The organism is Chitinophaga terrae (ex Kim and Jung 2007) (genome assembly GCF_900107795.1).
In the GTDB taxonomy this organism is placed as follows: domain Bacteria; phylum Bacteroidota; class Bacteroidia; order Chitinophagales; family Chitinophagaceae; genus Chitinophaga; species Chitinophaga terrae.
The window spans coordinates 73924-95409 of sequence record NZ_FNRL01000018.1; the positions used below are offsets into that span (position 1 = coordinate 73924).

The 21486-nt window shown below is 49.3% G+C and carries 18 protein-coding genes; 11 read left to right on the forward strand and 7 right to left on the reverse strand.

Features of this window, described 5'->3' with window-relative positions; genetic code table 11:
• Positions 1–38: 38 nt before the first annotated feature.
• The 5 genes from BLV62_RS18435 to BLV62_RS18455 all read right to left on the reverse strand — a co-directional run bounded on the left by BLV62_RS18435 (position 39) and on the right by BLV62_RS18455 (position 3917).
• Positions 39–665, reverse strand: a complete 627-nt coding sequence (locus tag BLV62_RS18435; protein WP_089763439.1) for a hypothetical protein — start codon at positions 663–665, stop codon at positions 39–41.
• Between the two features lie 194 nt (positions 666–859).
• On the reverse strand, positions 860–1810 hold the full coding sequence (locus BLV62_RS18440) for a sugar phosphate isomerase/epimerase family protein (RefSeq protein ID WP_089763440.1): 951 nt from the start codon (positions 1808–1810) through the stop codon (positions 860–862).
• A gap of 108 nt (positions 1811–1918) precedes the next feature.
• Positions 1919–2782, reverse strand: a complete 864-nt coding sequence (gene bla, locus BLV62_RS18445; RefSeq protein WP_089763477.1) for a subclass B3 metallo-beta-lactamase — start codon at positions 2780–2782, stop codon at positions 1919–1921.
• A gap of 192 nt (positions 2783–2974) precedes the next feature.
• Positions 2975–3466 carry an ester cyclase gene (locus BLV62_RS18450; protein ID WP_089763441.1) on the reverse strand — a complete coding sequence of 164 codons (492 nt, stop codon included), beginning with the start codon at positions 3464–3466 and terminating at the stop codon, positions 2975–2977.
• Positions 3456–3917: a DoxX family protein gene (locus BLV62_RS18455; protein WP_089763442.1), complete on the reverse strand. Its 462-nt coding sequence runs from the start codon at positions 3915–3917 to the stop codon at positions 3456–3458. Before BLV62_RS18455 ends, BLV62_RS18450 begins: the two co-directional genes overlap by 11 nt.
• Before the next feature lie 231 nt (positions 3918–4148).
• Between BLV62_RS18455 and BLV62_RS18460 the strand changes: the two genes are divergently transcribed.
• Positions 4149–4721: a Crp/Fnr family transcriptional regulator gene (locus BLV62_RS18460; protein ID WP_168927901.1), complete on the forward strand. Its 573-nt coding sequence runs from the start codon at positions 4149–4151 to the stop codon at positions 4719–4721.
• Positions 4722–4776: 55 nt separating this feature from the next.
• Here the strand turns inward: BLV62_RS18460 and BLV62_RS18465 are convergent, their stop codons facing one another.
• Both BLV62_RS18465 and BLV62_RS18470 read right to left on the reverse strand, forming a co-directional pair.
• Entirely contained in the window at positions 4777–5130 is a 354-nt protein-coding gene (locus BLV62_RS18465) for a nuclear transport factor 2 family protein (protein ID WP_089763444.1), read from the reverse strand.
• Positions 5131–5156: 26 nt separating this feature from the next.
• Positions 5157–5927: a glucose 1-dehydrogenase gene (locus tag BLV62_RS18470; RefSeq protein ID WP_089763445.1), complete on the reverse strand. Its 771-nt coding sequence runs from the start codon at positions 5925–5927 to the stop codon at positions 5157–5159.
• A 105-nt stretch (positions 5928–6032) separates the two neighbouring features.
• On the opposite strand from BLV62_RS18470, the gene BLV62_RS18475 reads away from it, so the two are divergent.
• The 10 genes from BLV62_RS18475 to BLV62_RS18520 all read left to right on the forward strand — a co-directional run bounded on the left by BLV62_RS18475 (position 6033) and on the right by BLV62_RS18520 (position 21483).
• Complete coding sequence (locus tag BLV62_RS18475) at positions 6033–6389, forward strand: winged helix-turn-helix transcriptional regulator (protein ID WP_089763446.1); 357 nt, start codon at positions 6033–6035, stop codon at positions 6387–6389.
• Between the two features lie 106 nt (positions 6390–6495).
• The gene (locus BLV62_RS18480; protein ID WP_089763447.1) at positions 6496–7080 is read left to right on the forward strand and encodes an RNA polymerase sigma-70 factor; all 585 of its coding nucleotides are present in this window, start codon (positions 6496–6498) and stop codon (positions 7078–7080) included.
• A gap of 79 nt (positions 7081–7159) precedes the next feature.
• Positions 7160–8146, forward strand: a complete 987-nt coding sequence (locus BLV62_RS18485) for a FecR family protein (RefSeq protein WP_089763448.1) — start codon at positions 7160–7162, stop codon at positions 8144–8146.
• 185 nt (positions 8147–8331) lie between these two features.
• The gene (locus BLV62_RS18490) at positions 8332–11907 is read left to right on the forward strand and encodes a TonB-dependent receptor (RefSeq protein ID WP_211118333.1); all 3576 of its coding nucleotides are present in this window, start codon (positions 8332–8334) and stop codon (positions 11905–11907) included.
• Positions 11908–11927: 20 nt separating this feature from the next.
• Positions 11928–13655 (forward strand): DUF4397 domain-containing protein, encoded by a 1728-nt coding sequence (locus tag BLV62_RS18495; protein ID WP_089763449.1) that lies wholly within the window; start codon positions 11928–11930, stop codon positions 13653–13655.
• A gap of 5 nt (positions 13656–13660) precedes the next feature.
• Complete coding sequence (locus BLV62_RS18500; protein WP_089763450.1) at positions 13661–14836, forward strand: hypothetical protein; 1176 nt, start codon at positions 13661–13663, stop codon at positions 14834–14836.
• 34 nt (positions 14837–14870) lie between these two features.
• The gene (locus tag BLV62_RS18505) at positions 14871–15944 is read left to right on the forward strand and encodes a fasciclin domain-containing protein (protein WP_168927902.1); all 1074 of its coding nucleotides are present in this window, start codon (positions 14871–14873) and stop codon (positions 15942–15944) included.
• 19 nt (positions 15945–15963) lie between these two features.
• The gene (locus tag BLV62_RS18510) at positions 15964–17196 is read left to right on the forward strand and encodes a fasciclin domain-containing protein (protein WP_089763452.1); all 1233 of its coding nucleotides are present in this window, start codon (positions 15964–15966) and stop codon (positions 17194–17196) included.
• Positions 17196–18194 carry a fasciclin domain-containing protein gene (locus BLV62_RS18515; protein WP_089763453.1) on the forward strand — a complete coding sequence of 333 codons (999 nt, stop codon included), beginning with the start codon at positions 17196–17198 and terminating at the stop codon, positions 18192–18194. The genes BLV62_RS18510 and BLV62_RS18515 overlap by 1 nt, the downstream gene beginning before the upstream one ends.
• 28 nt (positions 18195–18222) lie before the next feature.
• A complete protein-coding gene (locus tag BLV62_RS18520; RefSeq protein WP_089763454.1) occupies positions 18223–21483 on the forward strand; it encodes a TonB-dependent receptor in 3261 nt (1086 codons plus the stop codon).
• Positions 21484–21486: the final 3 nt, after the last annotated feature.

Here is a 21486-nt window from a genome sequence, read left to right on the forward strand (position 1 = left end):
ATAAATAAAAGGGGGGTGTATGTTTGAATGATCTTCCGTCAGAAACGGGTTTCAGGCAATGCGTTTTGCAACATGGGCCGTTTGTCTTTGTCTGCAGGCAGTATTTCGAACAGCGAGGGCGGTGTAATCACCTCTTCTGACACGACAATACCGGGCAGCTTTTTAATTACATTGGCATAAATATCTGCACGGTCGGCCGCTGCTTTGTCCCAGATCAGTACTAAGGGAAAAGCCGCATCGTTTATTGCCAGCCGGAAATCTGTTTTCTGCAATCCTTCTTTGGTAGTGCTCAGATCCAGTACCACGCCTGTATGTTTCTTAGCCCATTGGCTGATCAGGGTACCGGATAATAACTGGTATTTATAAAGAAGCTCGTTGGCGAGAGTATCGTGATGCAAAGTTGGCAATTGCACTACAACAAAAGGTTCGTCGTTCCCCGAAACGGGAATATCCAGGTAGGATATAGCGAAGTTGGATAATTCGGTTTGTCCGTTGGTTTCCTTTCCCAATATAGGCATATGGTCTTCCGGGAAGGTGGGCCTGTCGGGCAACTCTTTTCCACCCGGCGTTTGCGGCCTTATGTCCCCGCAACTGCCGAGCAGGGCGGCGCCTATCGACATAACCAGTAATCCTTGCAGGAATAAGATCTTTTTTCTTAACAGCATAAAAATGACTTCTTATGCTACATAAACACGGTATAGAAGGAACAGAACTATCCTGTTCCTAAAAAAAATCCTGGCATAGGGGTAGTTCCAATCAGCGGGGTTAGTGTTCCTGGAACTGTAAGCGTTGCAGCACACTGGAAAAAAGAACAGGCCACAGACCTGTTCTCCTTCCGCCATTTATAGTTTCAGTGGGTTTACAGGCCAGCTGTTACCGCTTTCATTTTGGCCAGGCCGGTACGGGCTACCAGTAGCGCATCCTGTTTGTAGTAGTTTGGATTAAAGACTTCCAGCGACAGGATGACGGGATTACCGGGGTGTTTTAATTGTTTCAGCAGCGGCTTTAAAGGCGCGATTCCATCGCCGGGGTAGATCCTGTCGGGCTCGGAGATCTTTGCCGGGGCAATACCGGCAGGATAATCGTTGATATGAAGTATATCCATGGCAGGCCTGCCTACGAACGGAGCGCTGTTGAAGCTGGACCCTCCCTTGAAAATATGGAAGGTATCCATCAGTACCCGGGCATCCGGGTCGCCCGTTTCTGTGGCCACATAGATCACCTGGCTGATCTTTTTCAGGTTAGTGGAGCCGCCCCACATTTCCAGGATAGGCATCACACCGGTTCGTTTGCCCATTTCAAGAATGGTCTTATACCGTTCAGTGATCACATTCAGGTCTATAACGGCAGCATCGGGTCCATGCGCCCCGAAGGGCGGCGCTGCCACCCGTTTGCAGCCAATTTTCGCCAGCAATTCCATTTCATGGCCCAACTGTCGCAGTCCTTCTTTCCTGGTAGCTTCATCATCCACTATCCATTTGGCGAAGCCTATGGCATTTTCAATTTCCAGTCCCAGGTCGCGGATCACTTTTGCAGCGGTAGCGGCATCGCCTCCTTCCGCCAGGTATTGCTGAAAGGTATCTATCCAGATCTCAACATGCCTGAAGCCTGCTTTGGAAGCAACTTCCAGCTCTTTTATAAAACCCAGTTGCTGCCCCCTTATCGTGCTCATGTTCAGGGAATATTTAAAATCCGCAGCCGGTTTGCTGATCGTTCCTTTTGCTGCAGCAGATCCCTGGACCAGGGAAGCCCCGGCAGATAAACCAAGTACTTTCAGCAACTGCCGGCGATCAAGTTCGAATGATGACATTTTTCGTTCGTGGAATTTGGTGAAGAATAAAGACCTTAAGATATTCAATAATTCCGGTCTTTACTATACCCGGCTGTTGGCAACAGCGTTATTTTCCTTCCCGGGTCACTACTCTTTCGCCAGCTTCTTCTTAAACTCATTCTCCCAAAACTTAACTTCTTCCTTATAACCTTTTTCATCCCGGAAAGCGGCAGGGTTATAAGCATCGCCCGGTTTATGCTTTTCGTGCAGTTTGAACTGGCTGGCATGAGAAGCTACCCAGATATCGAAGGTCTGATGTTTAAGAGAATTGATCGTATATGCGTAATCTTTGGCAATACCCGGGTAAGACCTGATGTCTTTGAATTTCTGTTCCGTAACGATGCTCGGCAGGTTTGCGATCAATACTTTATAGGTCTTTTTATCGTCCTTTACATTGAGCAGGTAGCTGCAGGAACCTTTCGTATGGCCGGGGTGATGAAGCATTACCAGAGTTGTTCCTCCTAAAACGACACTATCTTTATCTTTCAGCAGCTTGTCGGCTTTCACTGGTTTGAAGGAACTGTACTGGCCTCCCAGCGCGTAATCAGTCTTTCCTCCGCTGGCTACTTCCTCCGCATCCGCTGCATCTACAAAGAATTTTGCACCTGTTTCTTCTTTGATGGCTGCCATAGCGCCCAAATGATCATAATGCGCCTGGGTAGTGAGAAGTATCTTCGTGTCTTCAAACTTAAAGCCCAGTGCTTTAATGTTCTTTTTTATATCGTTGACTGAAGATGCCAGGCCGGTATTTATCAGGATGTTGCCGGCGGGCGTAACGATGAGGTAACAGGCCAGGTCGTAAGTTCCTACATAATACAGGTTCCCCGCTATCCGGAAAGGCTGGTAAGGCTTTACCCAATCCGGTTGTCCTTTAGGCTCCACCACTTTCTGGGCCATCGCGAAGTGACTTATTAAAACTGCAGCGCAAAACAACAGGTATCTTTTTATCATGATCGTGCTTTTAAATCCGGGGAAATATTGTTTAACTGATAAACCCCGCAAACTAACCAAAAGGTTGGGCGCCGGCAAATTATTTTCTCGGATAAATTTAATGCCCCATCATTATACGCAACAGGCCTAAGGAAAATATCTTTCCTTAGGCCCTTCCTGCCAAACATCCGCGCCGGCAGGCAATGCGACTATCTATTTTACCACTCCAAGCTGTTTCATCATGGTTAGCTCGTCTGTCACCCGCCAGTGTTCTGCAATACGCCCGTCTACGATCTTCTCTATATTTATCTGCAGCACCTTTACCGGCTTCCCTGTGGGCGGCAGGCCGAAAAGAGTATCCTGCTGGGTTCCCGTCATTACCACCCGCATGGTTAAATACCCCGGCGCCGGGATCATGTCCTGGATCTCGTAATGCAGATCGGGGAATGCTTTCCTGATAGCCAGCACAATGGGCTTCAGTCCTTCTGGGCCGGGAACTGTTGGCGCGCTGGGCGTATGGTTTATATAACCCGGGGCAAGTAAACTATCGAGCAGGTCTACTTTGCCCTGGTTCCAGACTTCTTCAAAATAACGTTGGCCGATCGTACGATTTATTTCCAGGGGATCCTTTATCTTCTGCGGTTGCGGCGCCGTACAGGCGGCAACCATTGCTATTAAAAGGAACGGGAGATATTTATTTTTCATGGTTCTTCATTTTAGTACAATAGTCTATTCCATACTTTCCGGCCCCCTGTAAAAAGCAGACAATGGATAAACCAATGGCCAGGAGAAAGAATTCCATCCCCTCTCCTTTTTGCATCCCAAACCAGTTCATAAAGAAATAGTCGTGCTGTACTGTGATAATAATACCAACCATGATAACGAGGATCAACAGGGCTGATATCCTTGTAAACCAGCCCAGGACAAGGAGTATCGGCATTGCAAATTCAATGACGATCACCGCAAAGCCAATAATAGCTGGTAATCCGACTGTTTTTGTAAAGTACTCCATAGACGCCTGGTAGCCGAACCCACCGAACCAGCCCAGCAATTTCTGGGCGCCATGGGGGAAAAGGACAATGCCCAGTGCCAGCCGGGCAGCCAGGGATGTAAGATCGCGGGATTCTGAAGCGGGTAATGCTAAAATTTTATTCATAGTTTGAAAGTGTTGTATAACGTCTCAAAATTAGAATATGGGGCTGGCCGGACCTTTGACATTTGATCTGAATTTAGTGTGATAAATATCACAGCATAGGTGTGCGTACATTTACCTTTGGCGCCCTCATACGCGCTCCGGTAACTGTTACCGGGAAAGAAAAAGCGCCTGTGACAAAAGTCACATCATTTTCAGTTGAATGCGCTATTTTTATAGGAAATATCAACCACTTTGCATCCGCTTCATAAACATATTACAGCAACAGTACCCCTTTCTGAAAAAGAATTCGAATTATTGCTCTCGCATGGCAGGAAAAGGAAATTAAAGAAGAACCAGTTATTGCTGCAGGAGGGCGACTATTGCCTTTCAGATTTCTTTGTGCTGGATGGATGCCTGAGACAATATTATATAGACAATGCCGGCAATGAACATGTGATACAATTTGCATTCCCGGGTTGGTGGATAAGCGACTGGTATTCCATTCTTCATAAAAAACCCTCAAACTACCATATTGAGGCGCTTATGCCCACAGAAACTTTACAGTTCACATATGAAGATCTCGAAAAACTGTTCCACGAACTGCCCCCGCTGGAACGGTATTTCCGCATCAATTTCCAGAGGGCCTTTGCCGCACAGCAACGCCGCATACTATGGTTGCAGCAACCATTGAAAGAAAGGTATGCCGAGTTCGTTTCGGTATACGGATTCTTTGAGCAACTGCTGCCCCAAAGCCAGATCGCTTCTTATTTAGGTACAACGCGCGAATCTATCAGCCGGATAAAAAACACTGTCTCCAACAAATAATATTATAAATAATTAAGCCGCCTACAGCAGCAGGCGGCTTAGTTGTTTTTTCTTATCAGCCAGCGGTTTCAATAACGAACGCCTTTAATTCAGCCATCTTGCCGTCACGAAATTTCCAGACATCACAATAGGAGTAATCGACCATCCTTCCCGCTTCGTTCTTCATACTGATCTTACCGATGGCCGTCACAAAATCGCCCTCTGCGATCAGGGTTTCCACTATAAACTTTGGCGGTTCAACATAGGCTACCGCCATATACTGCCTGACGGCTTCCTTTCCTTTCAGTGTATGGTCGCCCACGAATGTCCATTCCGTATCTTCCGAGCAGAAAGACAGGAAGCCTTCGTTATTTCCTTCCCTGATCGCCGCATTGGCTTTTTCCAGTATTGCTTTGTTAGTCAGATTCATGCTACCGTATTTTATATCCGTTGAAGTTACTTCGCCAGGCTGATATTAGTCAACCCGCCATCCGACAGGAGTTCTGTACCTACTATAAAGGCCGATTCGTCTGAAGCCAGGAACACCGCTGCATGCCCGATGTCGGAAGGGCGTCCCTGCCTTCCGGCAGGTGTAATGTTCGCCCAGAACTGCTTCACCTGTTCTACCTGTTCCTGCGGTACGGCCTTATCAAAGATAGGCGTATCAATAGAGCCGGGCGAAAGTGCATTCACCCGTATCTTCCTTGGCAACAGGTCAAGCGACAGGCCTTTGGCCAACGATACAACAGCCGCTTTGGCTGCGGAATAGATAGCCATGCCCGGCATCGCGCGATGCGCCGCGCTGGAAGCGATAAGGATAACAGAAGCGCCGTCGTTTAAATAAGGCAGCGATTTCTGTACGGTGAAATAAGCGCTTTTCAGGTTCAGCTCCATGTACCGGTCGTAATGTTCTTCCGTTACATCGGTAATAGCAGCCAGGGGCACTCCGTCAACCACTCCGCCGGCATTGACAACCAGCACATCTGCTTTTCCGAATTTAGCGGCCGTTTGTTTAAATATATTTTCCAGGTCAGCAACCTTCGTTACATCTCCCCTGATCCCGATAAAGCTGTTTCCTAATGCCTCTGCTGCAGTGTTCAACGTTTTTTCGTTCCGGCCCGTTATTGCGCCTACCGCTCCTTCTTTGCTGAATGCCTCTGCGATACCAAAGCCGATACCGCTGTTACCTCCTGTAATGACTGCTACTTTGTTTCTTAATTTTCCCATCTTTCTGTCTTTTTATTTGTGAGTTACAAAGCTAGGCACTCAAAGTATATTTTAGTAACTTCGTAACCAAAAGTAACGGTAACCTCTAAGTAACAAAGTAACCTTATGGAGTGCGCAAGTGAATTTTTAAAGGATCGCAAAAAGGAAATGATGGCGATCAACGACGCGATGGATGTGCTGAACGGGAAATGGAAGATCTGTATCATTTCATCCATCTGCTATTACAACAAAAGAAGGTTTTCAGATATCCTGAATGATGTAGCCGGTATTTCAAACAAAATGCTGAGCAAGGAACTGAAAGAGCTGGAAGCTAATAAACTGGTTAAACGAACGGTTTTAGACACCCAACCGGTTACAGTACAGTACGAACTGACAGATCATGGCAAAACCCTGCAGACTATTATCACGAACCTGACAGAGTGGGGAATGGAACACCGGAAGAAGATAATCGGAAAGAACTAGTACCATCTGTTCGTCCTGGTTAAGGGTTGCAAAAAGTTAATAATCCCTTAATACACACACCTGAAAATTGCGCTTAAGTTTGTCATTGGGAAAATAGTGGCAAACTATGCGATCAACTTTACCTGAACAACCGGATATATTATTATTGGAAGAATGCAGGAAAGGCAATACCAGGGCTTATGATGTACTGTTTGACCGGTACTCGGGCAAACTGTATCATTATGCGCTGAAGTATATCCGTGACGAAGCCCGGGCAGAAGAGGCCATGATGGACCTGATGTTCTGGCTCTGGGATAAACGTCATCAGCTGGAACCGGATATACAACTGGGCCCCTACCTGTTCAGGGCGATGAAGCATGCGATCATCAAAGTACTGACCCGCAACCAGACCGCTACCGTACCGCTGGACCTGGCCGGCGATACTTCCGTTGAAGACGCAGCCAATCGCCTCCGGGAAAACGAGCTCAGTGAACTTTACCAGGAAAAACTGAATGCCCTTAGCCAGCAACGGCAGAAAGTATTTCGTCTCAGCAGGCATGAAAACCTTTCGCATGCAGAAATTGCGAAGGAAATGAACCTCTCGCTGTTCACTGTTAAAAATCATATCAAAGCTTCGCTTACCTATCTCCGTACTGAACTGAAAGAATACATAGACATTACCGGTATCCTGGTATTGATTTTTATTTCCTGAAAAATTTTTTTCTGCACATTAGCCCCTCTCCTCTTTTTTTGGCCTTTATTAAGTAGGCGATAAGCATCGCCTGCATAACATGGCAAATATTACCAAAGCACTTTTAATCAAATACCTCGACAATAACTGCACCCCTGATGAAGCAGCTATCGTGGAAGCATACCTGCGCCAACCGGGCAGCGGGGATGTACTTAACCTCTTGCTGGAAGAACGCCTGGAGAAGGATATGGAAGAAAGTATGGAGGCGACTGCAGACAGGTCCCTGCAACAGCAATGGGTAACGGCGATGCATACACGCATGGGCAGAAGCGGCCCGTCCAGGCCTATGCGGAAATGGTACTACATGGCTGCTGCCGCTTCTCTTTTAATGATAGCCGCCATATCAGGACTATTCCACACCGGCCAGCGAAAACAGGCCAGCATTGCAATGTCCGTGCAACAAAACAAAGCGGGGCAGCGAAAAGTCATTCAGCTCAGCGATGGTTCTACCATCTACCTGGGCGCAGCCAGCCGCCTGCAATACCCGGAGCAATTAACTGGTCAAACGAGGGAGATCAGCCTTGCAGGGGAAGCCTTCTTCGATATTGTTACCGATCCGGCTCACCCATTTATTATTCATACGGGAGATGTAGCTACTACGGTACTGGGCACTTCCTTTAAGATTGAAGCGTTTGAAGGGCAACCGGTAACAGTTGCCGTTGCCACTGGAAAGGTAAAAGTAGCCGCACAAACGAACGGGCAAATAAAAGAACTGGCCGTGCTCACCAGCGGCAAACAGGTATCCTGGGATCATCGGCAGGCAGCACTCGATAATGTAAACGCAGGCGATGTAGCTACATGGCATAAAGGCCGCCTGGTCTTCAACAACCAGTCGTTACAGGAAATAGCCGCTGCACTTGAAAGATGGTATGATGTACAGATAAGCTTTGACAAGGCGCAAAAAGCAAAAGAGAAGGTAACAGTAACATTGTTCGCCGCCAGCAATCTTAATACCACCTTGCAAACGCTGGCTGCAGGAAACAATTTCAGCTATACGGTAAAAGGCCGGCAGGTAAGTATTCACTAAACTTTAATCATAAGCATGCACAAACACTACTAAACAAAACAAAAAACGTTCCCGCACGCATTGGACCGCAGCAGGAACGTTTAAGAAGGTATCCGGACTGCCAACAGTTTTCTCAGGACGGCAGGCAGCCGAATTATTAACAGATTTTCCCGGCAAACCGGGTCTAACTATCAACATTCAAAAGTATGGAAAAAGGATTAAAAAATGATCCTTTAGGATTTTTCGTGGAACCTGTGCCCGAAAGCTTTGAATTTGTGTTAAAGCCCACTGGCGCAGGGTCTCCTCCCGCCACCAATAGGTACAGACACAAAATTTACTTCCTGATGAAATGCTCATTTATTGTTCTTGCAACACAGTTGACTTTTGTAAGCCTGTTGTTTGCAGATAATCTCAGGAGCCAGGACCTTTCCCGTCGCCTTACCCTGCACATCGAGGGCGCGAATATCAAAGAAAGCCTGCTGAAAATCGAAAAGGAAAGTGGAGTTAATTTCCTGCTCCCGGAAGCGCTGATGTCTTCCGACTCAAAGAAGGTAAGTCTCCACAACGATGATATCAGCGTAAAAGACGCCATTGCCGGCGTACTTAGCGGCACCTCGCTGGAGTACCGCCTGCTCAATGGTTACGTGGTGATCGCCCGTAAAAAGGTGCCTGTAAAGATCTCTGGCCGGGTATTGGAAGCTAAAACTAAAGAACCATTGCCGGGGGTATCTGTACGCATTAAGAACAGCAGCGGCGGGGCAGTCACCGATATGAACGGTTACTTCACAGTAGAGATACCTTCGGAAGGTGCAGTGCTGATCTTCTCGCTCATGGGTTATGAACCCCGCGAAGTAAAAGTAACAGGCGGCTCCGCTCCTGTCAATATCCTGCTGAATCAGAGCACCCGCAACCTGGGTGAAGTGCAGGTACAGGCGCGTCGCAAAACCAATACAGAGATCACCGTGTTGCAGGAAAGACGCAATGCAGCCATCGTGCAGGACGCCATCTCCGCCCAGCAGATCGAAAGAACCGCTTCCATCACCACTACGCAGGCGTTACAACGTGTAAGCGGGGTAACTATCACCGATGATAAATATGTAGCGATCCGCGGACTGGGCGACCGAAGCGTGATCGGGCAGCTCAACGGCGTACGCCTGGCTTCTTCAGATCCCGACAGGAGCGCCATCCCCCTGGACCTGGTGCCTGCTTCGTTGCTGGATAACATCACCATCTACAAAACAGTAACGCCTGATAAACCTGCCGATGCGGCAGCGGGCATCGTGGAACTGAAAACCAAATCGGTACCCGATAAAGCAACGCTGGAGATCATTGCACAAACAGGATTCAACTCCAACATCGGTCCCGGCGGGCGCATGAACAGCTTCTACAACAGCGATCTCGGATTCCTGGGCAACAAAGTGAACAGGAAAAACCTGGGCAACGATTTCCTGCAGCTTGGCCAGCAATATCCAGGCGGTTTATCGCAGATCCAGAAACTTATTGCCGAAAGCAACGGCAGTCCGGCTATGCAACAGGAAGCAGCGCGCATCAATAAGATCATGCACAGCTTCGACCCGGTACTAACTACCCGTTATAAGACCGCTCCGTTGAACCAGTTGTATTCCGCGACCTATGGCAACAGTTTCAGGGTGTTTAAGAACAAAACGCTTGGCGTGGTTGCCGGCGCTAACTATTATCGCCGGACCACGGATGTATATGGCGGCGATCTTACGCAATACAGCATCTACCAGGGCGTGATCACAGGAAACCCGGATGTATACAGTCCCCGCAACATTCCTAACTACATTACCCCTAACAGCCTGTTCATGGGTAAATACCAAACATATAAGGAAAACACAGGCACCGAAACGCTGAACTATGGTGTGTTAGCTGGTCTCACCTTCCGCTTTGATACCCGCAATGAAATAAGCATGCAATACATGGGCAGCTGGGGAAGCGAGGCGCAGGCGATCAATATGTATGGAAAATATGAGTATACAGGTTTACCCGGTGAGGTCAGAAGTACTATCTACTCGCTGAAACAAACCCGCCGCAACCTGAACACCTTCAACCTGCAGGGCGAACATAAGTTCCTTGCCGGCCAGTATTCTCCGAAACTGAGCTATAACCTTGCATCTTCCACTTCCGCGCAGAACGACCCTGATTTTAGGTTTGTAACGCTTACAGACTACAAACCCCGCGGAGGCGCATGGTATATTAAACCAACCGTCGGGCAGGATCTCGGAAGCGGGGAATACGTATATACAGACCATTTATATGCACTGAATTCGGGTTACGTGAATGGCTATGGTACTTACGGCATCATCCAGGCAGAACCCAACGGCCGCCGCTGGCGCCGCCTGTCCGAAACCAACTGGAACTATAAAGCAGACCTGGCATTTCCTTTCCCTTTGTTCGGACAAAAACAGGAATTCAAAACAGGCTTCAACTACCTGAACCGCGACCGCAGATTCACCGAAAATATGATGTTCCTGCCCGGCTCTAACTTCTCACAAAACAAAGCAACAACATTATATGCCGTAAATGGCAACCTGGATGCGCTGGTAGGTCCGAATGTGATCGGCATCCAGCTTCCTTCCGGCGGCACCGGCGAAGGCACCGATGCGGTAGGAGGTTTTCTTTACAATACGCAGAAATCTCCCAACAACTACAACGGTTTCTTTGAAACAAACGCTTTCTACGGCATGCTTGATCTGCACCTGCTGAAGAACCTGCGCCTGGCGGGAGGCGTACGTTTCGAAAGAACGAATATACAGTCGGCAGTGGATACGGCGAACGTTTTCCTTGATCCGTCGCTTACCACCAAAAACAGCGATGGTACATCCGTGCCCGTTGTACTCATCAATCCCAACACCGTTTACAAGACCAGTTATAAGCCATACTATGCCATCAATATGACCTATACCTACAAGGAAGACATGAACTTCCGCGTAGCCTATAATACAACCCTGGCAAGGCCGGAGCTGAGAGAACTGACAAATGTGTTCGAGTTCGACGCATTCCAGATGGGCCTGGTGGTAGGCAATCCCAAACTGGTGAACCAGCATACCGAGAACCTCGACTTCCGTTGGGAATGGTTCCCTAATCCCGGCGAAGTGATCTCTTTATCTGCTTTTGGCAAACGTATCAACAACCAGCTGGTAAAAGTATTCAGCCTGCAAACCGAAGGCCTGGCAGCCAAATATCCGGAATACCCTACCATCCAATTCCAGAACGACCCGAACACCGGTACGGTATGGGGCCTGGAACTGGAACTGGTAAAGGATCTGGGCAGGTTAACGCCGGTCATGAAAAACTTCTTCATTGGTTCCAACCTCCTGCTGGCGCAAAGCAATATCAGGAAAACAGCCGCCCGTTATAATGCCAACAAATCGCTGGACCGGCATACGCCTGAAAACAGTCCCTTGTTCGAGCAGGCGCCTTATTCTATCAACGGCTGGCTGAATTATAAGAACATTAAACTCGGAACAGATCTTACCGCCGCTTTCAACATGGTAGGAGAACGCCTGGTGCAGATCAACCTGACCGGTGAACCGGACCTTTACACCCGACCTGCGCCGACCCTGGATTTCATTTTCTCGCAGCAGTTGGGCAAACGCCTGCTGTTTAAAGGTTACGCGAAGAACATCCTGAACCCAGCCATCGAAACGGTGTATGCCAACCCGGGCACCGGGGGCTTCTGGTATGGCAAGCGCTATGTGAACCGCAGTTATAAAAGAGGTGCAGAGATCATGATGGGATTCACTTACAAGTTGTTCTAAAAACTTAAAAAAGGGAAGATATGTATTATAAACGTTTTGCCGCAGCGTTGCTCCTCTTTGCCGGTTGCATACTGTCGTGCAAGAAGGAGAAGCTGAATTACTCGTATGATAACCGCCATGATACGATAGTTGGAGGAAGCTCCAATGTCAGGCTTGTCAACCTGCTGGGAAACAACCAGCTGGCTATTAACGGCGAGCGGCTGACCGGCTACCTGGTGCTGCAACCGCCTGTCGGCGGCGGAGAACCATTGTATCCGGGCACCTACTGGTTCCCTGCCAATGGTAAAATGGGAACCACTTTCACTATACCGCGCCAGTTCCTTACCAATGGCAAAGCCATGGTAAGCAGCGACAATATGGCATTCCAGTCGCCGAGCGACTCTATCGGGTTTGAAATAACGGAAGAGTATAACAAGCCTAAGGACTATTACATGGTAAGAAGTTTGCCATATACCGCGGCCGCAACGGAAAGAGTAACTGCAATACCGCGCGATATCACCGCCCCGGCAAAAGCCGGTTACTTCAAGATACGCCTCGTGAACATGGGCGACGAGGTAGCCGCCAGCAATAACGCAGAGAACCTGGCCTTACCATTGACGCTGGCCTATGCAGATGGTACGCCTGTCAGCAACGCTACCAGCAATATCAATACACATAGCTGGTCTGATTACGTGGAGCTGCCGTATGGTACTTACCAGTTTAAAGTGCTTACCCCTTCAGGCACTGAAGTGAGTTCTGTTTCCGGTAATGGCGTTGAGCAGACAAACATAATTGAACCGGCTACATCAACGCTGGTGAAACCGGTGAACGGGTTTCCCAACGCAGTAAGTACGGGGCTGACTTTCGGACCTGTTAAAACTTTCCAGCCAGGCGGCGTATATACTATAGCCGTAGGCGTTACCCGGATGACCGCGCCCTATGTATACGGTACTCCGGGTGAAAGCTTTCCTTTCTACCAGAATACCTTTCGCATAATCGCCGATATCAGCGAACCGGCCAACACGGACTATTACCGCCTGCAGGCCGTGCAGGCGAACCCGGATGAGGCGCAGGTGACTTTCCGCGTAAACGGTGAAAAGCTGGGAGATGCAGGTTACGCGGCGCATACAGGCTACGGCATTTATATCACAGGCGAAACAACCATAGAAGCCCTGGATGCCGCAGGTAAAGTGATCGCATCTGCCAAACAGTTGCTGAAACCCGGTTTAAACTATACAGCATGGTTGTACCTGACGCCTGAAGGGAAAGCCGCTATTTCGCTTGTCAATAATAATCTCAGTGGCGGCTGGTATGCAGTACGCCCCGACAATACGGGGCAGGACGGCATTTACAACCGCATGCTGAACGAATATCCGTTCAACCTGCGCTTTCTCAACTTCTGTCCTGATCTGCCTTATGTGAGCTTTACAATGGATAACGGGCAGGCTGTGGGCTCTGAAACCGGTTCGCGCAACCTGCAACCCGGAATACCTGCCCTGGAGCTGCCCTATGCCAGGTTTAACCAGGTGCAGGAAGCTTACAGGATCCTCGCTTACAGGTCTGGTCCCGGCGTTTACCCTGGCACGTGGCTGTCGGAGATCCCCGTTCTTAAAAGCACAGACCTGATCGCGCGCCCCGATGCTTATGTGCGGCCGGTAAAGCCAGTGCATGAACCGGGCATCTATACCATTGCGCTGATCGGCCGTTTGAAAGGCAACCTGCCTGAAGCAACGAAAGCGAAAATGATCATTATTAAACACACGAAGTAATTGTTATGACCAAGATAATGCACCTCCTGGCTGCCTGCACGCTGGTATGGAGTTTCAGCTCATGCAGCAAGGTTGACTATACGGAGATAGAAAGACCAGCCTATCTGCGGGTGTTCAATGATTTAAACCTGAAAATAGGACTGGAAAATAAGGATGAAGAGAGACCTTTTCTCTGCATGTTGATAGACCCGGTAATTGACAAAGACGGGGTGCCTGTATCGGCAGCTATCAAAGGCGACTTCCTGGATCAGCGCGAGCCATACGCGCCTCCTTATCCTTCCCACCTGGGCAGCAGCACCAGCAAAAATAATCCTGAATACCCGGGAAAAGAGAATGTACTGGTAGGACCTGTGTTAAATGGGTTCGATCTCTCCAGCTGGGCGCAGGTACCTTCCGGCAAACATCGCATCGTATTCTATTACCGGCCCGTGAATGAAGTATCCTTCTTTGACCTGGAGCCTAAAGTACGCAGCAATAAGGTAGTGGACACAGTGATTGACCTGGGCGTGGAAGAAGTGTATACCATGCATGTATTGCAGCGGAACTTTATCACAAAGGAAAAAGGTATCATCCTGCGCAAGGAGAATTTTCACCAGCTGCCGTTATCTGATTCCATGGTGTATGTGAATTTCTACAACTACAGCGCAGATGGATTCTGGCAGGCAGATAAAAGCCTGAAGAAAAACCAGTTCAATTCAGGCGTTATGCAATATGGGATCCGTGATGAAATGAATATCTGGCTTTCGATCTGCAAACCAGGCGGATGGAATACAATCCCGGGTTACCGCTTTGCTTACCTGGGGCAGGTAAAGAGGAATACAGGCAACCATGTAGCGCCGTATTTCAGCTTCCCGCTGTTTGCCGACAGCGCGTCCAATCATATTGTAACGGATATCTGGCAGCGTATTTCCCTGCTGGCGCCGGGAATTGATCCGGAGATAATCCCGCATGGCGATTACGCTACGATCACCGACGGCGCTTACGGGTTGATTGCCTGTTATGGAAATGGTACGCGGCAGAACTTTGAAAGAGGGGCGCTTTTCCTCCCCAGCATGATCGTGAACATTCATTCAGGCGTTTATAATCCCCGCTCTTTTGCGACGGTCAACACCATCGAGGTGGTTAACGGTAACGCCTACCTGACAACGATCCAGCGCAAGTATGAACCCCCGGTTTATTAAGCAGTACCAACTAATCATCAAAAAAGTAAAAGCAATGTTTAAATATATCAGAACCTGCATGATGCTTTCCCTGTTGCCGCTGGCTTTTTCGGCCTGTAAACATGATGAGCTGGCAGTGCCCGGGGAAAAGGAGTCGTTCCGGCTGGCGGGTGATTTTATCAGGAACAACTATGACCTCTCGCTCTTCAATGCAGCCATGGAATATACCGGCCTGGCCGAAGAGATGAATGGCCCCGGACCTTACACCCTGCTGGTACCGGGAAATACGGCATTCAATGAACTGGGAATTACCCGCCCATCTGATTTTCAGAAATTAAATAAAGACAGTCTTAAAGCCGCTTTGCAATACCATATACTCAGCCGCCGGTTGCCATCTTCAGCCATTCCCGCCAACGGCGTTGATATCAGGTATACCAACCTGGCCAACAAAGAGGTATACCTGACCTATGCCGCATTTCCTGTTGACTATCCGCAGTTTCCCACTAACCATATTTACGTGAACGGTTCATTTGTCACGAAAAAGGATGTGGTGCTTGCAAACGGGATATTGTATGTGTTGGACAAAGTGATCAAATACAATCCCGGTACGGTGCAGGACTGGCTTGCAGCCCGGCCGGAGTATAGCGTATTTGTGGCGGCGCTTAAGCAGTTCGGGCTCTGGAACCAGCTTTCAGGCGAAGGTCCGTTCACTGTTCTGGCGCCCGACAATGAAGCGCTGGCAAAAGCGGGTATCACCATGGAATCATTGCAGCTATACACGCCTGAACGATACCTGGGAGCAAGACTGTTCGGCGTATACCTGCTCAGGAAAAGGCATTTCTTTCTTACCGATTTCCCTGCGTTTTCCTCCATGTATGGCGCCAGCGGCACACAGGCTGCAATTGAAGGCGACAGTTACGAATATACGATGAGCGCTACGAAGAACACCTACCAGGTTTCACCAACGGTTTACACGTTCGGCTACCAGGACCCTGCGCGCCCCTTTCTCGGCGTCTTGCGCAGCGTTACAGGAAATACTTCCCGCAGAAACGATAACCTGACAGATAACGGCGTTGTGCATTATTTGCCGGGGGTAGTTGTCATGCCGGAAGAAGCTTTAAAAAAATGATACATAAAAAGCTATTAACATGAGAAGCATCATATTTTGTACACTCGCATGCTGGCTGTTGACAGTGGCCTGCCGGAAAGAAGAGTTCCAGCAGCCGCCGCATGGCGGGCCGGTACCATACAATGATACCGCCAGGTATGAATTGAAATCCCTCCTGGGAATGACGGGGCATAAACTGTTTTATGCCGCCTGGCAGAAAAGTAATTTGAATACGATACTCGCTGCGCAGGGAGCCGCCATGCGCTACACTATCCTGGCGCCCGATGATGCGGCGATGACCGCAGCCGGCTATACCAATGCCGCCATTGCCGCCGCACCGGTAGAAGAACTGGATTCCCTGCTCTGCTTCCACGTCATTCCCGAATATGTGGATACGCTGGCGCTTCGCGGCCAGCGGGGCAGCGTACGCCGAAAAACCATGTTGCAGGATAATACGCTGGTAGAATACCTGAACGGAGTTGGTTCTAATGTTCCCTTCATTAAACCATATACATACAAGCAATTCCTGGCCCTTGGCAAGGATGGCGGCTTGCTGGTAAATGGCAGGAACACGGGAAAGGGCCAACCCATGTATGCAACCAACGGCATTATCTGGCCGGTGAACCAGTTGCTGAAACGACCAACCGAAAGCATGCTTGACATTATACGCCGCGATCCCCGGCTCAGCATCTTTTCGGAATTGCTGCAAAGAACAGATGAGATCTGGCAAACGGAAAGCATGGGTTATTATGAGAGAGGAAACTTCAAGGGACTTGGACTGGTGAATGGAACAGAAGTAGTGAGCGACGGATTTTTTGCCCCAACGAACGATGCTTTTAAAAGAGCCGGTTTCAACTCAGTAGATGATCTTATGGCATTGAACAGCCGTTCCATGCCTTACTTCAACTGGGATACCTTTGAAATGGTAAATGGCTTTGTGACCGATTCTCTCCTGGCCTATCATGCCTGGGGAAGGATGTATACGCCTGTGGGCGCCTTCGGTACAGGTAACCGCTCCGTAGCCATGTTCTACTCCAATGACCTGGATAATAATATCATTGGCGACTATGACCTTACCAGCAGCAACGGGGGCAATTTGCCTCCCTACCCTATGACGCTTGAATTTGGCGTCAGCACAGCCGGACAGATCACAGTAAAGGTAAAAGGCAGCAACCATCCGGCAGCCTCCATCACGGAAGCAGACATCAATACATTCCAGGGACCGCTGCACCTGGTAGACAACCTGATTCTTTCCAATAAAGTACAGTACTAATGAGAAAGTTTAAGATCAATATACAATTACTGGCTGCCTGCGGCGCGTTGCTGCTGACCGCTGCCGGGTGTTCCAAGGATAAAACCGCGCAGCCCCAGGACGGCAACCGCATTGCGCAGGTACTGGCAGATAACTTCAACCTTACCATGATGAATACGGTGGTTACCCGTTCCAACCTGCGTACAGATCTGAGCGGGCCGGGTCCCTATACCTTGTTTGCGCCGTCAGACGAAGCATTTATAAGATCAGGGTATTCCAATACGGTAGCAATATTATCTGCCAGTCCCAAACTGATAAACTCTATCGGCGCCTATCATACCGTTGAAGGAATATACGACCTGAGTAAACTGCCTTTCCTCTTCAACCAGGAGATCACTTCCAGGGGAGGAAAGCTTTTTGTAACAAGGTGGGTAAAAGGAGAAGACACTGTGATCACCATCAACGGGAGCCGCCTGCTCTCGTCATTTATCAGTGCATCCAACGGGCGGGTGCAGGTGATCAACCGCATGCTGGAACCATACCTGCATGCCACGATTGCAGACGCCATTGCCGCCGAGTCGTCGCTTACCCTTTTCTGGCAGGCAATACAACGCGCCGGGATGGTGGATATGCTTAAAGGTAAAGGACCGTACACCATCTATGCACCTGACAACGATGCGATGAAAGCAATGGGATATGCAACCCTGGACGCCGTGAACGCAGCGCCGGCAGCGGCAATAACAGCCCTGGTGAAATACCAGGTTGTAGCAGATCGCCGCTTCGTCAATGATTACATCCTCTCCACCGCCATCGGAAAATCAACCACGTCGCAGGGAATGAGCGATAACAATTCCGTTACCGTAACGCTTACGCCAGATCCCCAACAACCCAATGTATTTTCAGGCATTACGCTTCGCGGACTTGGGAATACTACAGACGTAAATCTCCTGAAACAGGATATTATCTCCGGCAACGGCGTACTGCATATCACAGACCAGGTGTTAAAAATAACCCAATAATCATCAATGTTTACATAAGCTATCAGACATGCAAGTTTATACTTTTAAATATATACGCTTCTTCTTACTGTTGCTGCTGCTGCCTTTTGCAGCGCTGGCGCAGGAAACGGGAGGCGGCCTTACGGGTAAAGCGCAATCCGCAAAAGGAGAACCATTGCCTGGTGTAACGGTGATCGCCGTTCATGGCCCTTCCGGAACAAAATATCCTGTCATTACGGATAACGGCGGACGTTACCGCATCAACGGCATGCGGATAGGCGGACCTTACAAGGTTACCGCCACCATGATGGGAATGGAACCGCAGATCATTGACAATATTACCGTGAAGCTGGGCGAACCGCAGCTGCTGAATATCACGCTCGCCGATCAAAGCACTAAGCTGGGCGAAGTGGTTGTAAAAGGAACGAAAGCCGGCCCCCGCGCCAACAGCTATGGCGCAGGCCAGAATATAAGCAGGCAACAGCTCAACAACATGCCTACCGTCAACCGCAGCATACAGGATATTACCCGTATGGTGCCGCAGGGATCAAAAGACAACAGCTTTGGCGGCTCCAGCTTCCGGTATAATAACGTGACCATCGACGGCGCTATCAACAATGATGCGATCGGTTTCAGCCCTTCCAACGGCGGGCAAAGCGGCACCAGCGGCCAGCCGGGCAGCAGTACGCGAACCAACCCCGTATCGCTCGACGCCATCGAAGACATGCAGGTATACCTTGCACCCTACGATGTTAAAATAGGGAACTTCACAGGCGGCAGCGTGAATGCCGTTACCCGGAGCGGTACCAACAGTTTCACCGGCTCAGTATATGCGTATGGCCGCAATGCCGCTATAACCGGTAAAGACAAAGCAGGTACGCTCGGGAAGATGGACAATGAATTCAAGGACTACCAGGCAGGTGTACGCCTCGGGTTTCCTATCATCAAAAACAAATTATTCTTCTTTACCAACGAAGAGATCACACGCCGTACAGAACCTACACAGCTGATGGCCGGCAAGGCAGAAACCGCGCAGATCCTCAGCGCCGAAGATGCAACCGCTATCCGCAAAGAAACCATCAGCAGATATGGCCAGATCTTCGACCCCGGTACTGCCGGCAGTTATAACACCAGCTCCAGGTCCGATAAATTCTTTAACCGCCTGGACTGGAATATCAACGATCGCCATCAGCTTTCTGTACGCAATAACACCATCCGGTCAAGCGCCGTTCATATGGACCGCGACCAGCAGGACTTCCGCTTCAGCAGCATGGCATTCAAACAAACGAACAACCAGACAAGTACAGTAGCCGAACTTAAAAGCCGGTTTAACAACGCCATAAGCAATAGCCTGGTGGCAGGTTTCAGCATGGTAAAAGATCGCCGCGACCCGCTCAGCGATCCTTCCCTACCGCAGGTACAGATCATGGGCCGTACGCCGGGAACTACCATTTACCTGGGCACAGACCGCGAAGCCGCTATTTTCAATATGAAACAGCGTACTATCGAAATCAGCGACAACCTTACCTATACAAAAGGCAAACATACCTGGTTGTTCGGAACGCACAATGAGTTGTATCATATCGACTACGGCTTTGTAAACAGCTGGAACGGAAGAGTGGATTATCTCAGCATAGAAGATTACCTGAACAATAACCCTTACCGGGTGCGCGGCAGTTACAATTATGTAAACAACAACCGTGATTACATCCTCGCTCATCCCGGGGCAGTGTTCAATATCAGCCTGCATAGCGTGTATGCGCAGGATGAGATACAGGTGACTGATAAACTGAAAGTAATGCCCGGGCTCCGTGCAGACTATACCTGGTTGCCTGAAAAACCGGAGCTGAGCGAAAAAGTGATCAATTCGCCCGCCGACCCATATTTTGGTTCTACTTATTCCTATACTCCGTTGAGCCGTATCCGTAACAAATTCTTTGATAAGGTGAAACTATCGCCCCGTTTGGGCTTCCGCTACGATTGGCTGGGCGATCAGCGCCTGATCCTCCGCGGGGGCGCGGGGCTGTTCACAGGCCGCATTCCTTTCGCCTGGCTGGCTTATGCTTACTACAATAACGGTATCGGCTATGGATCGTTCGACCAGCGGGCCGACCAGAAGCCATTTGCGCCGGGGTCGGACGCTATTAAGCCAGGCCCCGAAGGCATAGCAGGTTTTATTAAAGACAATGGAACCATCATCAACAATCCCAATGCCGGCAAAACGCAGGTAGACCTGGTAGACAATGACTTTTCCATGCCGCAGGTACTGCGAGCCAGCCTGGCGGTAGATTACACCACTAACAGCCAGTGGAAATTCACGGCGGAAGGCATCGTTACCAAAGTGCTGAAAGATGTATTTTTCCAACAGGTGAACATCTCTGATAATCCATTCTATTATGGTTATGATAAGAACAGGGAACAACCTGTGTATGCAGGCAGCATCAACCCGGCTTTCTCCAACGCTTACCTGTTAAGCAATACAAGCAAAGGATATCGTTACAGCATTACGGGAACTATCGGCAAAACGTGGCAGAACGGGCTGTATGTGAACGGCGCCTATACATTCGGAGAAAGCAAGGATGTGTTCAATGGCATCCGTAACTCCATGGAGAGCAACTGGCAACTGAACCAGGCGTTGAGTCCCAACGCCGCCGGGCTGGCTTATTCGAATTTTGACATCCGGCATCGTATAGTCATAAACGTTAATTACCGGAAGCAGTGGAACAACGTATTGGTAACCACGCTGGGGTTGTTTGGCAGCGCGCAATCCGGCAGTCCGTTCACCTACGGCATTGTAAACAACAGCGTACAGGGATTGCCGCAGCAGGTGAGCCTGGCTTATATTCCAAGGGCCAACGAAGCGGTTAAATTCTTCCGTGATACCGAAAGCCGGACGGCCGAAGAGCAGGCAGCCGCCTTCAATTCGTATGTAGATGGCAACGCTTACCTGCGCACCAGGAGAGGCATGTTCACCGAAAGGAATACAGGACGTACGCCGTGGAATGTACAGGGCGACCTGCATTTCGCACAGGAATTCCATCTTCCTTCGCTGAAAACACAGTATATCACTATTACCGCCGATATCATCAATTTCACCAACCTGCTGAACAGGAACTGGGGAATACAGTACTTCTCCCCTAATACCTTTAACAGCACTGCCAGCGTAGGTTTAACGCCTACCCTGTACCCGCCTGCGCAGGGCAAGGAAGGATACCCGGTTTACGACTTTGCCAACCCTGGCAAACCTTATTCGATCGATTACCTGAACTCGCGCTACCAGATGCAGTTAGGCATGCGTTACACATTTTAATAC